Genomic DNA, 15,007 nt, shown 5'->3' with positions numbered 1-15,007 from the left:
CCCCTTGTCCAATCTCGAACTCGCGCTGCTGTCCTTCCCCGTTCTCTTGGTGCTCATCTTCCTGCGGATGCCGATCGGGCTGGCCATGCTGGTTTGCGGCTTCGTCGGCAACTGGCTCGTCCTCGGCCGGCCGACGCCAATCCTCGCACAGTTGAAATCGCTGACCTTCACCACTTTTTCGAGCTACTCGCTGTCGATCATTCCGCTGTTCCTGCTGATGGGCCAGTTCGCCGCCAAGGGCGGCATGTCGCAATCGCTGTTCGGCGCCGCCAATGCCTGGCTGGGTCATCGCAAGGGCGGCGTCGCCATGGCAGCGATCGGCGCCTGCGCCGGGTTCGGCGCGATTTGCGGCTCGTCGATCGCCACCGCCGCGACCATGGGCAAGGTCGCGCTGCCCGAACTCAAGCGCTACGGCTACGATGGCGGCCTGGCCACCGGGACGCTCGCCGCCGGCGGCACCCTCGGCATCCTGATCCCGCCCTCGGTCATTCTGGTGATCTATGCGATCCTGACCGAGCAGAACATCGCCAAGCTGTTTCTCGCCGCCTTCATCCCCGGCTTGCTGGCGATGATCGGCTACATGATCACCATCGCGATCTATGTTCGGCTGAAGCCCAATTCCGGCGGCACGCGGGCGAAGGCGTCTCGGGGCGAGCGGCTGCGCCTGACCCGGGACGTCTGGCCGGTGCTCATCGTCTTTTTACTGGTCGTCTTCGGCATCTATTTCGGCTGGTTCACGCCGACCGAGGGCGCTGCGGTAGGCGCGGCGGGAACCGGCCTCATCGCCTTCCTCAATGGCGGGCTGACGAGGGAAGCCTTATCTGAAAGTTTTGTGGAAACAGCCGTCTCTACTGCAATGATTTTCTTCATCATTCTGGGTGCCGGCGTCTATAATTCGTTCCTCGCCCTCAGCCAGTTGCCGCAGGAATCGGCCGCCTGGGTAGTGGGACAGGGGCTCTCGCCCTGGCTGGTGATGACGATCATCCTTTTGACCTATCTCATCTTCGGCTGCGTCATGGATTCGCTGTCGATGATCCTCCTCACCGTGCCGATCTTCTTTCCGATCGTCACTGGTCTCGACTTCGGCCTGCCGCCGGACGAATTCGCCATCTGGTTCGGCATCCTCATCCTGATCGTCGTCGAGGTGGGGCTGATCACGCCGCCCGTCGGGCTGAACCTCTTCGTCATCAACTCGATGGCCAAGGACGTGCCGATGATCCGGACGTTTCAGGGGGCTGCGCCCTTCGTCGCCGCCGACATCGTCAGGACGATCATCCTGACGATGTTTCCGGCGATCACGCTGGTGATGGTGCGCTGGCTCTACTGATTACTCGGCCGGAGCCGTGGCGTCCGGTCGCGGCTCGAAAGACCCGTGGCCGGCCAGCGGATCGCCGCGCAGCGGACTCGGCGCATCGAGGCCGCGCCGCCGCTTTTCCCACGCGGTAATGCTTTCGCCGAGCATCAACAGGGCGGGGGTCAGCACCAGTGTTAGGATGGTCGCGAAGGTGAGGCCGCCCGCGATGGCGCTGGACAGTTCCGTCCACCATTGCGTGGAGGGGGCACCGAACTGGATCTGGCGGCGGATGAAGTCGATATTGGCGCCGACAACCATCGGCACGAGCCCGAGAACGGTGGTGACCGAGGTGAGAAATACCGGGCGCAGGCGTTGCGCGCCGGTGCGCAGGATCGCCTCCAGCGGCGGCTGACCCGATCTGCGCAACACGTTGTAGGTGTCGATCAGGACGATGTTATTATTGACGACGATGCCAGCGAGCGCGATTACGCCGATGCCGCCCATGACGATGCCAAAGGGCCTGCCGGTGATCAGCAGGCCGTAGAAGACGCCCGCCGTCGAGAACACGATTGCGCTCATCACCAGGAACGCCTGGTAGATCGAGTTGAACTGGGTGACCAGGACGACGAACATCAGGAAGATCGCCGCCGAGGCCGCTCCCGTGAGGAAAGTGGCCGCTTCGGCCTGGTCCTTGGCCTCGCCGCCGAAACTGTAGTCGACCCCGGCGGGAAGATCGGCCTTGTCGAGCGCGGCACGCAGTTTGACGATCTGGTCGTTGGCGAGAACGCCTTTCGCGACATCCGCTTCCACCGCCATGACGCGGCGTTGGTCGATCCGGATGATCGTGCCGACCTTCGGTGCTGGCTGGAAGGAGACGAAATTGCGGATCGGCACCAGCCCACGCGCCGTCGGAATACGCAGCCCCTCCAGCCGTTCCAGAGTCCGGTCGCCCGCCGGAAAGCGGACGCGGATCGGCACTTCGCCGTCGCCGCCCGCATCGTCGGGCCTGTAGTCCGAGACCTCGATGCCGGCGGTCAGAAGCCGCACTGCCTGGCCGAGAAGCGACACGTCGGCGCCGTAGCGCGCGGCTTCCTCGCGGTTCACCTGCAACTGCCATTCGACGCCCGGCGGCGAACGCGTATCGGTGACGTTCTCGAATCCGCCGATGTCCTCCATCAGGCCCCTGAGCGTGACGACGCCATTGGCCAGGGAATTCAGATCGGATCCGCGCAGCTTGACGTTGATCGGCTTGCCACCGGCCGGACCGTTCTGCTCCTGCTGAACCTGGATGGTGATGCCGGGAATGTCGGCCACGCGCGCTCGAATGTCGTCGAAGATCAGCACCGCCTTGCGCCGGGTGTCCCATTCATCCAGTTCCAGCTGTATCGTGCCGATGACGTCGGCTCCGAGCTGACGCGAGCCGCTTTCGCCAAGTGTGCGGGCATAGACGGTCTCGACCTCGTCCATGCCAAGCAGGCGCTCCTCGACCCGGCGCACGAGTGCGTCCTTTTCGAAGATCGAGAAATTGTCCCGGGCGCGGATCTGGACCTGCGCGAATTCCGGCTCGATCGCGGGGAAGAATTCGACGCCCTTGCCGTATTGGGAAAAGCCGTAAATAGCGCCGACGAGCAGCGTCAAGGCGATGACCAATGTGGCAAATGGACCTTTGACGGCGCTCCGCAGGATGCGCAGATAAACGCCCGTGAGCCCTCCGATCAGCGACAGATCGCCGTTCTCCGCCGCCTCCAATTCGCGCCGCTGCTTTGCCGGCATCGGCTGCGCCTTGCCGATCAGCCCGCCGAGAACCGGAATGAACACAAGCGCCATGAACAGCGACGCCGTCAGCGTGATCAGCACGGTGAGCGGAAGGAACTTCATGAACTCGCCGACAAGGCCCGGCCAAAACAGCAGCGGCGTGAACACGACGAGGGTCGTTACGGTCGAGGCGATGATCGGCCAGGCCATCCGCTGCGCCGCATGTCGATAGGCATCGCGCGGCGAGGCGCCTTCCAGAAGCCTGCGGTCGGCAAGTTCCGTCGTCACGATCGCGCCATCGACGAGCATGCCGACCACCAGGATCAGCGAAAACAGGACGACGATGTTCATCGTGAAGCCGAACGCCCACAGGATCGTGATCCCGGCAAGGAACGAGCCGGGAATCGACAGCCCGACGAGAATGGAGCTGCGAAGGCCCAGCGTCGCGACAATCACGATCATGACGAGGATGATCGCCGAGATAACGTTGTTCTCGAGATCGCCGAGCATCGTTTTCACCTGCGCGGACTCGTCCTGCAGATACTCGACGCCGACCGTGTCCGGCCAAGTCGCCTTGTGCCGGTCGACGACCGCGCGGACGGCGTCGACCGTTTCGATGATGTTGGCTCCGGACCGCTTCTTGATTTCGAGCGCGAGCGAGGGTTCGCCGTCGATCCGCGCGAAGCCGTCGGGATCCTCGAAGGTCCGCCGCGCGATGGCGACATCCTTGAAGGTCAGCACGGTGGAGCCGTCGACCTTGACCGGCATGTCCAGCACGTCGCGAATGTCCTCGATCAGACCGGGCACCTTGAGGACGATCCGGCCTGCGCCGGTGTCGAGGGCTCCGGCCGCGATCAGGCGGTTGTTGCGGCTGATTTGGCTGACCAGTTCGTCGAAGGACAAATTGTAGGTCTCGAAGACCGTCGGCTCGATCAGCACTTCCATCAGCTCGTCGCGGTCGCCGCCGATATCGACTTCGAGGACGCCCGACAGCGCTTCGAGGTCGTCGCTGAGGGCATTGGCGATATTGACCAGCGAGCGCTCGGGGATCGGTCCGGACAGAACCACGGTTAGAATCGGAAAAAGCGAGGTGTTGACCTCGTTGACCTTCGGCTCATCGACTTCGGCGGGAAGGTTCGGCTTCGCCCGATCGACGGCATCCTTGACGTCGGTCAGGGCTTCGTCCGCGTCGAAGCCCGCCTCGAATTTCAGCTGCACGGAAGCGTAGCCTTCCGCGGCGTGGGATTCCATTTCGTCGAGGCCCGACAGTGACGACAGCTCAGTCTCCAGGGGCCTGACCAGAAGCCGCTCGCTGTCCTCCGGCGAGATGCCCTCCAGTGTGGCAGTCACGTACATCACCGGGATCGGGATGTCGGGGGAGGATTCCTTCGGGATGGCCTGGTAGCCGATAACTCCGGCGACGAGGATCAGTGCGAGGATGAGCAGAACGGTGCGCGAGCGGTCGAAGCCCGCTTCGATGAGGGCGTTCATCAGCGCCCCCCGGCCGTGTCCGTCGCGAACAGGGCGCTCGCCAGTGTTGCCGTGATCTCACCGGTGACGTCGAGATCATTGTCGCGCTGGAACTTCTTGATCGCTTCGCGGGTCGCGTCCCCCAGCAGGCCGTCGATCGGTCCCGGTTCGTAGCCCAAGCTGCGAAGCCGTCTTTGCAAGAGCTGGATCGACGGTTCTTCGCCGGGGCGCCTGGCTTTTGGGTCGCTCGGATCGGACGGCTCGGTCAGTGCCGCAGTCTCAACTGTGTTTTGCGTCGAAGGAGAAGTGGCCGTGCGCACGCTTCCAGTCGCTGTCTCCGGACCCTCGGCTGTCGGCACATTGTCCAGAATGCCGTCGCCCGCCGCCACAGACTCGGCTTCGGGAGGCGTGATCGCCGGATTCGACGGCTCACCGCGCGCGTCACCGGGTTTTGCCTCGATCACGCGGACGTCTTCACCTTCGGAAACAAAACCCTGGCCGACGGTAATGATCCGCAGAGTCTCGGGAAGTCCGGCGACCCATAGCCCGGTCGTTTCCGCGCGAACGAGTTCGATCGGGTGGAAGGTGACCTTGTTCTCGGCATTGACGGCCTTGACGCCGAGCGTGCCGTCCGACCCGAGTGCCAGAACGGCCGCGGACAGGAAATGCGCGGGGACCTCCCCGACGGGAATACGCACCTGCGCCGAGATGCCGGCGGGAATGTCGCGTTTGGGATTGGGCACGGTGATCTCGACCGGGAAGGTTCGGGTAGCGGAACTGGCGTTCGCGGCGATATAGCGGACAGTGCCCTGACGGGTTTCCCCGGTGATGAAGGTCACCGAGGCGGACTGTCCGGTACGCACGCGCGCGACATTTTGCTGGGCGATCTCGACATCGACAGTCAGCGGATCGTTGTCGATCTGGATGCCGACCTCCGCGCTCGCGGCAACGAACTCGCCGAGATCCAGATCGAACCGGTCGAGAGTGCCGGTGATCGGCGCGCGGATCTCGGTGTCGCCGGTGGTCTTTTCGATCGCGGCCAGCGACGCTCGCGCCTTGGCCAACTCGGCCTGCGCTTCCTCCACCTGGGCCGCAGTCGTATAGCCGCGCTTGGCCAACCCCGACACGCGGTCGAATTCGCCCTGGCGGCGGGCAAGTTCGGCCTCGGCCTGGATGCGCTGCGCCTCGCGGTCGGCGAGGGCGATCTTGGCGATCAGCGCGCCTTCCTCGAGAAAGTCGCCTTTCTTGACCGCGATGGCCTCGACCGTGCCGCCCACTTTAGCGCGAACCGGCGTCGTGCGGTCAGGTAGAACCTGACCCTCCGCTGCGACGAACTCCACCACCGGCTTGGCGCGGGAGGCGAATGCCTCGACCTTGAAGGGTTCGCGGGTCTTGGATTTCGTCGCTTCGACAGCTTGATCCTGGTCGGGATAATAATAGCCCGAGCCCATCCAGCCGACGAGGGCGAGGACAAATAAAGCCGCCAGCCAGCCGGCGCGTGACTTGCGCTCCTTCGGCGCCGGCTCCGATTCAGCGACGGGGGAGGGACCTGTGTCGTGCGGATTCATTGCTTGCCCCGCCCTTCTTCATCGAGCTGGCACAGCTTGGCCGCGAGGTCATTGAGCGAGGCGACAGCGGTTTCGAAAAACGCGCGGGCCTGCTCGAGGCGCTGACGCTCGGCTGTCGCGTCGGGCGACAGGTCGGCCTCCGCCGCGATGATGCTGGCTTGCGTCTCTTCCATCCGATGGGCCACGCCGCGGATCATGTTGACGTAGGGCCGGTCGGCGAGACGGAAGAAATCCTGCCGCTCCCCCTCGACCTGAACCTTGACGATGAGCCCCTTGCTTTCGAGCAGGCGGGCATTGGTCGAGATCGAGGCCCGGCTGACACAGAGCCGCGCCGCAAGGTCGCTGAAGCTGACAACGCCCGGCTCCAGGATCATCAGCCCGAATAGCCGTCCGGCGATGCGCGGCATGCCCTCCGCTTCCAGGTGATCGCCCATCCGGTCGATGAAGCGGGCGCGGCAAAGGTCCTGCGGGCAGGCGCAGACCAGATCTTGATTGATAGCGATATTCATCGATCGCAAATACGAGTGGCCCGTCGTTCAGTCAAGACTGAACAGAAGAAATTGTTCAGTTGCGACTGAACGTTACGCCTTGGCCGGCCCCCGCGCGGCGGCAAAGCTCTTCTTCAGCCGTGCGCTGAGCTCGGCAAAGGGCTCGACGTTCGTGACGGCTCCGGGGTGCTGGATCATATAGTCGTAAACATGCGGAACGAGGTCGACGGCCTGATCCAGGGTCTCGTCGTTGCCGCGCTGATAGCCCCCGAGCAAACGCAGATCGCGCGTGTCCTCGTATCGCGAGATCATGCTGCGCAGGCGCGTGACGAGCTCGCGCTGCTGCTCGTCCCAGACCCGGTCGGCGAGGCGCGAGATCGATTTCAGCACGTCCACCGCTGGAAACCGGCCCTGCTCGGCGATCGCCCTGTCGAGAACGATATGGCCGTCGAGCGTGCCCCGGATGGCGTCGGCGATCGGATCATTGTGATCGTCGCCGTCGACCAGAACGGAGAAAATGCCGGTGATCGTCCCGGAGCCATCGAGGCCGGGGCCGGCGCGCTCGAGAAGCCGCGGCAACTCGGAAAAGACGCTGGGCGGATAGCCGCGCGCGACCGGTGGTTCGCCGGCCGCGAGCGCCACGTCGCGGGCGGCATGGGCGAGGCGGGTTACGCTATCGACGATGAGCAGGACGTTTTCGCCACGGTCACGAAAATACTCGGCGACCGATGTCGCTGTGCGTGGCGCGAGCCGCCGCATCATCGGGCTCTCGTCTCCCGTCGCGACCACAGTGACGAGCTTTTGCAAGTCGCCGCCCATCGTCTCTTCGAGAAATTCGCGCACTTCGCGGCCGCGCTCGCCGACGAGAGCGACGACCACGGTGTCGAAGCCTTGCGCGCGCGCCAGCATACCCATCAGCGTCGACTTGCCGACGCCGGAGCCGGCGAAGATGCCGATGCGCTGCCCTTTGACCAGCGGGGTAAAGATATCAATCGCATGCACCCCGGTCGGCACCGAGCCGCCGACACGGCCGCGTCGCAGCGCCGGTGGCGGCGCGGCATCGGCCAGGCGATCCTCGTCGCCGGCGGCCAGCGGCCCCGCCCCGTCGCAGGGCATGCCGAACGCGTTCACGACCCGCCCCTTCCAGCGCTCCGACGGCGCGACCGTCAGCGGACCGATCCGCCTTGCGGGCGCCTTGACTCCACGGTTGAAGCGGCTGCCGAAGGGCTTGATGGTCAGGCTGTCCGCCTCGATGCGGACTACCTCGCCGATTTCCTCACCGTTTGGGCCGGGACAGGCGACGCAGTCGCCGAGCCGCACGAAGGGCGACAGACCCGCCACCTTGAAGGCCTGGGGCGACACGTCGACGATGTGTCCCGAGATCGCGAGGCGCTCCTCCTCGAGTGGCGGGATCTTGTAGCTGCTTTCCGCGAATGCCGTCACGACATGTTACCGAGATTCTTGACCGCATCGTCGAGCGTGCGCTCGGAGGTCTGGACGAGATTGGAGGCACTTTCGAAAGCGCGCTGCAGGGCGATGAGGCGACTGATCTCCAGGACCGGATTGACGTTGGAGCCTTCGACGAAGCCCTGCATGACGCCGACATCGCCGAAGTCGACAAGGGGAACCGCGGCCTGGTCAGGGATGACGCCGGAGTTCTCGAACCGCGTCAGGTTGGCGTTCCGCGGCATGGCGAACAGCCCGACCGCGCCGATCTGGCCGCCGTTCTGCGTGATCATGCCATCGCGCGCGATCGCGATCGGTCCGGCGTTCGGATCGACCTGTAACGGTGCGGCACCAACGTCGAGGATCGGGTAGCCGTTGAGTGTTTCGACCGTCCCTTCGGCGCTGATCCGCATTCGTCCGTCGCGCGTATAGACCGGGCCGTTGGGGCCCTGGATGGCGAAGAACGCATCGCCGGAGACCGCCATGTCGAGCGTATTGCCGGTTTGGGTCATTTCCCCTGCACGGGTCGACAGATACGTCGTGCCCTCGGAGGCGAAGGCGACAGGGTCCGGTCCGGCCCGGGAGATCAGCGCCTCGAACTTGATTTCTTCGGCCCGAAAGCCGGCGGTGCGGGCATTGGCGACATTGTGCGCGATCGTGTCCAGCCGCTTCTCGAGGGCGAGTTGCGCGGACAGGGCGACGGGAAGTGCGGTCTGCAAGGTCAGAAGCCTCCGCTGCGGTACGACTGGAGTGTGAGCAGCAGGTTGCCGTCGATGCCGGCGCTCGGCGATCCGAAGAGCGCAAGGGCAGGATTGGCCGCTTGTGCCGAGGTTTCTGTCGTGTCGTAGATCGCGGTGAAGCGCGTCAGCAGCTTCTGCAGTTTCTCGGGATCCTTCAAATCCTCGATGTCCAGCCGCTGTTCATAGATCGCCGCCTGTTTGTCGATATCGAGCGCGCCGATCTCGGGGGGAATGCCGAAGGCGACTTGGACGACCTTCATCAAAGCGCTGTCGGCGAGGATGGAAAACGTCGTGGTGATCGTCGGGGCGGCGCGTTCGAAATACAGAGCGAGCCGCGCGCCTTCGCTCTGGGTTCCGGTGTCTTCCTCAAGCGTCTGGCGAACATATTTGTCGACGACGCCCTGCTGGGCTCGGTCGAAGGCCATGGCGGTCTTGTCGTAGCGCGCGAAATTGAAGGTTTCGGCGAAGTCCTTGTAGCGATTGTCGGTCAGCTTGTTGGCAAAGCTCTCCTTGTCGTCGATGCCTTCGACCAGGACCTTGCGCATGAACGCCTTGGCGTAGGTCATGTCTTCGAGCCCAAAGGCCTTCATGGCATAATTGTAGACGCGATCGTTGGAGAGGAAGTCCTCGACCGTCTTGATCGAGGAGATGGCCTCCAGATAGCGTTCGGTCGCGCGTTCGACCGTCGGTTGCTTCGCCGTGCGATCGAGAGCGGCCGGAAGGTCGCGACGTATGAGTTCGAAACTGGTCGTTGCGCCCAGCATGGTCGCGTCCTCCGGTAAACTTATTTCAAGTGGTCCGAAAATCGGGCAGCTTGCTTGCGCCAGCCTGTTCGGCAGAACCGAACGGGTTTTCGCGACCGCGCAGACCCTTCGGCAAGGCTCGCACAAGCGGGCCTACCTACCGGTGACACTCGAAAATTAAGAAATCGGGGGCCCGCATGGGTATTCTGCTTGGGCTGGTCGTGACGTTTGGAGCCCTGTTCGGTGGCTTCGTCGCGATGGGCGGGAAATTGATGGTTCTCGTCCAGCCATTCGAATACGTCATCATTCTGGGCTCATCGATCGGGACCTTCCTCGTCGCCAATCCGACCAAGGTCGTGAAGGATACCGGCAAGGCGGTCATGGAGGCTTTCAAGAACAAGGTTCCGAAGCCGAATGACTATTTGAACGTCCTCGGGCTCTTGCATCAGCTGATGCGCGAGATGCGCTCGAAATCGCGCAGCGAGGTCGAGGCGCACATTGACGATCCGAAGGAATCGACGATTTTCCAGGCCTATCCGGATGTCCTGAAAGACGATCCCATGACCAGCTTCATTTGCGACTATTGCCGGCTGATCATCATCGGCAATGCCCGGCCGCACGAGATCGAATCGTTGATGGAGGAGGAAATCCAGACCATCACCTACGATGAGATGAAGCCCAAGCACGCGCTGCAGGACATGGCGGACGGACTACCCGCGCTCGGGATCGTCGCCGCTGTCTTGGGCGTGATCAAGGCCATGGGCGCTCTGGACCAGTCCCCCGAAATTCTCGGCGGCCTGATTGGCGCGGCATTGGTCGGAACCTTTGCCGGCATCTTCTTTTCCTACGGTGTGGTCGGCCCGATCGCCAACAAGGTAAAAGGGGTGCGCGACAAGAAGTGTCGGATGTTCACCATCGTGAAATCGACGCTTATCGCCTATATGAATGGAGCGATGCCGCAGGTAGCCCTCGAATATGGACGCAAAACGATCTCTTCATATGACCGTCCGACCATCGACCAGGTCGAAAATGAAACCATCGGCGGCGGATCGGCGGCGTAGTCCATGAGTGAGCCCCGTTTATTATCCGATGCTGAAGACGTAGGGGACCGGCTTCGCGCTGCCGCCGAGTTCGAACCGGGACAACTGCCGCGTCTCAGGCACTTGGCCGAGGCATGGGCAACCGCGGCCACCGCTCGGATGACGGCGCTCGCGGGTACTTCTTTCGATTTCACCTTGCACGATATCGAAGCAGATTTCGCACCTGACTTGGATGCCGATACCGCAAGCAATTCGCTCTATGCGGTATTGAGCTCCTCGCGCTTTCGGCACCCCGGCTACGTCACTCTCAACAATTCCGGTGTCGAAGCCCTGATCGCCGCCCTCTTCGCGGCAGAGCCTTCGACCTCGGATGATCAGCCCCGAAAACCGACTGACCTCGACCGCGGCGTTGTCAAACTGGCCTTAACGACGATTGCGGAAGCTGCCGACCCGGTCTTCAATGATATTGCCGAATTCCGCCTTTCGGCGAGCAATCTGATCGATCCGTCCGAACTTGCCGAGCAGCTTGGCGACCCCGGCGACCGGTTTGTCCTGTTCCGGTTCGAGTTGCGCGTTGGCACTCTTACGACGACCATCACCTTTGGGCTGCCGAGCAGCTTCTTCGCTCCACACCGACGCTTCCTCCGCGAACTGCCTGACGTCGTCAAACTCGATCGCGACGAAAATTGGTCCGCAGGCATCAAGGCCAGCTTCGCCCAAAGCGATCTTCGTCTGGACGCGGTTCTCGCTAAGAAGAAGATTCCGCTGAGAAGGATTGCGGGATTCAAAGTGGGAGAAACGATCGAATTGGAAATCAACGCCGCCAGCCTAATCGCTGTGGAATGTGAGGGTAGGGCCCTCTTGCGCGCCCGGATGGGGCGTTCAGGGGTAGACTACGTCCTGCGGATAGAAGAGCGGGTGGACCCTGCCGAGGAGTTTATCGATGACATCCTTTCTGACTGACATCGTGCTAATGGTGGCGCTCGTCGTCACCGCACTTAGAAGCGGCCGCATGTATCAGGAGCTCCGAGCATTGCGGGCATCGGAAAGCGGCCTCGGCGCCGCGCTGACAGAAGCCAATCACGCTATCACGAGAGCCGCGGATGCCGTCGTCGTGCTGAAACATGAGGGTGTCCAGACACTGCGCTCGCTGGAGGCGCAAGTTGTCGAAGCGAAAGAGACGATCCACCGCCTCGAATTGCTGATTTCAAGGGCAGACCATAACAGGGCCCGGTGTGAATCTTGTCATGATCGTGCAGTCTCGGCGGCCTCGGATGCAGAAGGTCTTGAAACGACGATACACAGGCTTCACGCCAGTCTGGCCCGCTAACCCGTTGATGGGTTGGGCTAGGCGAATTCGCGCCGCATGAAGCGGCCCGTCAAAGCGTAAGATGGATCGCACCATGACTGAAGACAACGATACTGCAACCGAGAATGAAGACTCAGCAGTAGGGCCGACGGGCCAGGATGATCGGCTCGATCTTGATCTTGTCATGGACGTACCGGTGACGATGCATGTCGTTCTCGGTTCAACAACGATGACCGTCGCCGACATCCTTAATCTTGGCCGTGGCGCAATCGTTAAACTCGATACGAAAGTCGGCGATCCGGTTGATGTGATCGTGAACGGTCGCGTTGTGGCTCGCGGTGAGATTGTCGTACTCGACAACGAGGACCAGCGTTTCGGAGTGACCTTGACCGAAGTTGCGAAGCCAGGTGCTCGCCTTCCGTCGAAAAAACCGCGGGCCGCTTGATCCACGATGTCGATGGTTGCCACCTATCAGGACGAAAACTCGGAGCTGCCAGCGAGTAGCCGCGCTCGTGCGGCTATCGTGTTGATTGCCTTGGGCAGCGCTGGGGCCTCCCGGGTTTTGAAGCACTTCACGACCGACGAGATCAAACTGTTAAAGGAAAGTGCGGCTGGTCTTGCTTCGATTACACCGGACCAAATCGACGAATTGGTCGATCACTTCCAAGAGGCCTTCAAGAAATCGCCGGGTTTAAATGGTCCGGGCGAGCAAATGACAGAACTTCTCCAGAACGCGCTGTCGGCGGAGGAGTTCGAGTCCATCTTCTCGGTCGACGACTTCGACGGTTCGGGGAAAGAACCCGATCGCGAGACGCGTAGTGTTTGGGACGCAGTGGCGAATCTGCAGCACGAGATGCTGGCGCCGAAACTGGCGAGGGAACACCCTCATGTTGTCGCCGTCCTATTGTCGAAGATCAGGGCAGAGACCGCGGCGATGATCGCCCAAGAATTCGAGCCGGCGTTCCGCAATGAGGTAATGCGGCGGGTTTTGTCTCTGAAGTCGCTTTCTCGGCCCGTACAACGGCTGCTGGAGAACCACCTTCGTCATTCCTATCTTGCCACCTCCGATCGTCCTGACCAAGCCAGCAGTCACACGGTTCTTGCCGATATCGTCAACCGAATGAGCAAGGGTCATGCCGATGAGTTGCTCGAAATGTTGGTCGTGAAGCAGCCGAAGGATGCTGAAAAGCTTCGGAACCTTCTGTTCAGCTTCGAAGACGTCGTTACCTTGTCCAAGCGGGATCGAATGGTTCTCCTGGACGCGACGGGAACAGAGGTTGTCATCCTGGCCCTTGGCGGTGTCGACGAAGAAACCAAAGAGGCCATTCTCTCGTGCATGAGTTCGCGTTCTCGGCGAATGGTAGAGGCCGAACTTTCTCGGAGTGACGAGCCTCCTCCCGCTGAGGTTGACAAAGCCCGTCGGCAGATCGCGGCCACTGGACTTACTCTATGGGGGGAAGGCAAGCTCAATCTGCATGCCGAGGACGAGGAATGACAGCCGGCGCGGTGCAGGCGGGGACGGTAGGAATTCTGCGACATGGGGGAAGCGCCGCCAAGTCTTCACTGAACGTCAATGGGTTCGAGGGTATAATCCACCGTGTCGGATAGCGAGGACAAATCCTCCAAAACGGAAGAACCGACCGAGAAGAAGATCAACGATGCGATCGAGAAGGGTAACCTTCCGGTTTCGCGCGAGGCGCCGATTCTGGCGTCGCTTCTCGCTGCAATGGCCTTTATCGCGTTTCAGATCCGCGACGGTGCGGGCCATTTGCTTCTCGTGCTCAAGACGACGTTCGAAAACCCCCTGCAATGGGATCTGAATACGAGTGCCGATGCCCTACACGTCCTCCATATGCTGGCTCTTGAAGGCGCCCGGTTCGTTCTGCCCGCGGCCGTCTTCTTCGTCATCGGAGGCGTCGTCTCGTCGGTTCTCCAAAACGCGCCGCAGATCAATTTCGAACGAATTCGGCCAAAGGCGTCGCATATTTCGCTGTCGGCCGGGTTCAAGCGGATTTTTGGTCTGCGTGGGCTGACGGAGTTCGGCAAGTCTGTGTTCAAGTTTCTCACCATAGGCGTCGTCGTCGGCACGCTCCTCATGTCGGGTTTCCCGACGATGATGCGCACCATGTTCGCAGATCCGGTGCTGGTGCCCGAACTGATTCTCGAACTGGCGATGAAGCTTCTCTCCGGCGTCTCGATCGCGACGATCGTGCTCGTCGCAGCCGATCTGGCCATGAGCCGCATCCATTGGCGGCGCGACCTCAAGATGTCGAAGCAGGAGATCAAGGACGAAAACAAACAGGCCGAGGGCGATCCGATGGTCAAGGGACGGCAGCGCCAGATCGCCCGCGACCGGGTGCGCCGGCGCATGATGACCGACGTGCCCTTCGCGACGCTCGTGATCGCCAACCCCACCCATTACGCGATCGCGCTGCGATATGTTCGCGAAGACGGTGGCGCGCCGATGGTAGTTGCCAAGGGCACCGACCTGGTCGCCCTGAAGATCCGGGAAATCGCCGAGGCCAACGACGTGCCGGTGATAGAAGACAAGCTATTGGCAAGGTCTATGTATGATCATGTCGAAATCGATCAGATGATTCCGCCGCAATTCTTCAAGGCAATTGCCGAACTCATCTATTTCCTCCACTCCCGGACGGGTTCGAAGGTCGGAGTCGCTACCGCATAGTCATGCTCGATATCCGCAAACACAACACCTTGTCTCGCGAGCGGGCGCTTGCCGATGGCATCAAGGAAGTCGTCGCCGAACTTCGTCTCGTGGACGTGGTCGACTACATCGCCTTCCTCCGTCTCGAACGCTATGGCAATATTGCGGATATCGTCACCTCCTCGGCGGAGTTGTATCTCAAGCCTGGTGTGCTGCGCTTTGCCAATTCCGGCGACGTGCGTCTGAACTGGGGCGGCGTGCCGATTGTCTCGCTCGCCCTCGAGTTCAAACATGCCGGCGTCACCGCCCATTTCCAGCTTGAGCTGGGCGCCTCTGCGGCGGCGGTGGATATCACCTACATCGCGTTCGACGATGCCGGTGAGATGGCTGACGGCGGCACCGAGGAACTGCGTCGGGCGATCCTCGGCGCACATTTGCAAGAGTCCATCTCCCCACCCGACGCCTGACATAGCTGCTCGTCGGCCGCCG

The 15,007-nt window shown here is 62.1% G+C and carries 14 protein-coding genes; 8 read left to right on the top strand and 6 right to left on the bottom strand.

Annotated features, from left to right (window positions below; translation table 11 throughout):
* Positions 1 to 4 precede the first annotated feature (4 nt).
* Positions 5 to 1,327: a TRAP transporter large permease gene (locus VQ045_RS04805; protein WP_331829324.1), complete on the top strand. Its 1,323-nt coding sequence runs from the start codon at positions 5 to 7 to the stop codon at positions 1,325 to 1,327.
* Here VQ045_RS04805 and VQ045_RS04800 read toward each other — a convergent pair whose 3' ends face one another.
* From VQ045_RS04800 to VQ045_RS04775, 6 genes are all read right to left on the bottom strand, one after another.
* Positions 1,328 to 4,540: an efflux RND transporter permease subunit gene (locus VQ045_RS04800; RefSeq protein ID WP_331829323.1), complete on the bottom strand. Its 3,213-nt coding sequence runs from the start codon at positions 4,538 to 4,540 to the stop codon at positions 1,328 to 1,330.
* The gene (locus tag VQ045_RS04795; RefSeq protein WP_331829322.1) at positions 4,540 to 6,087 is read right to left on the bottom strand and encodes an efflux RND transporter periplasmic adaptor subunit; all 1,548 of its coding nucleotides are present in this window, start codon (positions 6,085 to 6,087) and stop codon (positions 4,540 to 4,542) included. The genes VQ045_RS04800 and VQ045_RS04795 overlap by 1 nt, the downstream gene beginning before the upstream one ends.
* Positions 6,084 to 6,596: a GbsR/MarR family transcriptional regulator gene (locus VQ045_RS04790; RefSeq protein ID WP_331829321.1), complete on the bottom strand. Its 513-nt coding sequence runs from the start codon at positions 6,594 to 6,596 to the stop codon at positions 6,084 to 6,086. Before VQ045_RS04790 ends, VQ045_RS04795 begins: the two co-directional genes overlap by 4 nt.
* A 72-nt stretch (positions 6,597 to 6,668) precedes the next feature.
* A complete protein-coding gene (gene fliI / locus VQ045_RS04785; RefSeq protein WP_327623917.1) occupies positions 6,669 to 8,018 on the bottom strand; it encodes a flagellar protein export ATPase FliI in 1,350 nt (449 codons plus the stop codon).
* Positions 8,015 to 8,740 (bottom strand): flagellar basal-body rod protein FlgF, encoded by a 726-nt coding sequence (gene flgF / locus VQ045_RS04780; protein WP_327623916.1) that lies wholly within the window; start codon positions 8,738 to 8,740, stop codon positions 8,015 to 8,017. The genes fliI and flgF overlap by 4 nt, the downstream gene beginning before the upstream one ends.
* A 2-nt stretch (positions 8,741 to 8,742) precedes the next feature.
* The gene (locus tag VQ045_RS04775; protein WP_331829320.1) at positions 8,743 to 9,525 is read right to left on the bottom strand and encodes a DUF1217 domain-containing protein; all 783 of its coding nucleotides are present in this window, start codon (positions 9,523 to 9,525) and stop codon (positions 8,743 to 8,745) included.
* 176 nt (positions 9,526 to 9,701) lie between these two features.
* Between VQ045_RS04775 and motA the strand changes: the two genes are divergently transcribed.
* The 7 genes from motA to VQ045_RS04740 all read left to right on the top strand — a co-directional run bounded on the left by motA (position 9,702) and on the right by VQ045_RS04740 (position 14,985).
* A complete protein-coding gene (gene motA / locus VQ045_RS04770; protein WP_327623914.1) occupies positions 9,702 to 10,565 on the top strand; it encodes a flagellar motor stator protein MotA in 864 nt (287 codons plus the stop codon).
* Between the two features lie 3 nt (positions 10,566 to 10,568).
* Entirely contained in the window at positions 10,569 to 11,507 is a 939-nt protein-coding gene (locus VQ045_RS04765) for a FliM/FliN family flagellar motor switch protein (protein ID WP_327623913.1), read from the top strand.
* Positions 11,488 to 11,874, top strand: coding sequence for a DUF6468 domain-containing protein (locus VQ045_RS04760; protein ID WP_327623912.1), 387 nt, complete (start codon positions 11,488 to 11,490; stop codon positions 11,872 to 11,874). Before VQ045_RS04765 ends, VQ045_RS04760 begins: the two co-directional genes overlap by 20 nt.
* A gap of 73 nt (positions 11,875 to 11,947) precedes the next feature.
* The gene (fliN, locus tag VQ045_RS04755) at positions 11,948 to 12,298 is read left to right on the top strand and encodes a flagellar motor switch protein FliN (RefSeq protein ID WP_327623911.1); all 351 of its coding nucleotides are present in this window, start codon (positions 11,948 to 11,950) and stop codon (positions 12,296 to 12,298) included.
* A gap of 12 nt (positions 12,299 to 12,310) precedes the next feature.
* Positions 12,311 to 13,348: a FliG C-terminal domain-containing protein gene (locus VQ045_RS04750; RefSeq protein WP_327647129.1), complete on the top strand. Its 1,038-nt coding sequence runs from the start codon at positions 12,311 to 12,313 to the stop codon at positions 13,346 to 13,348.
* A gap of 102 nt (positions 13,349 to 13,450) precedes the next feature.
* Positions 13,451 to 14,539, top strand: a complete 1,089-nt coding sequence (gene flhB / locus VQ045_RS04745; protein ID WP_327623909.1) for a flagellar biosynthesis protein FlhB — start codon at positions 13,451 to 13,453, stop codon at positions 14,537 to 14,539.
* 2 nt (positions 14,540 to 14,541) lie between these two features.
* Positions 14,542 to 14,985, top strand: coding sequence for a hypothetical protein (locus VQ045_RS04740; protein ID WP_331829319.1), 444 nt, complete (start codon positions 14,542 to 14,544; stop codon positions 14,983 to 14,985).
* Positions 14,986 to 15,007: the final 22 nt, after the last annotated feature.

The sequence above is a fragment of the Aurantimonas sp. E1-2-R+4 genome, from assembly GCF_036549515.1.
In the GTDB taxonomy this organism is placed as follows: domain Bacteria; phylum Pseudomonadota; class Alphaproteobacteria; order Rhizobiales; family Rhizobiaceae; genus Aurantimonas; species Aurantimonas coralicida_A.
This window is presented reverse-complemented; position numbering and strand designations above follow the sequence as displayed.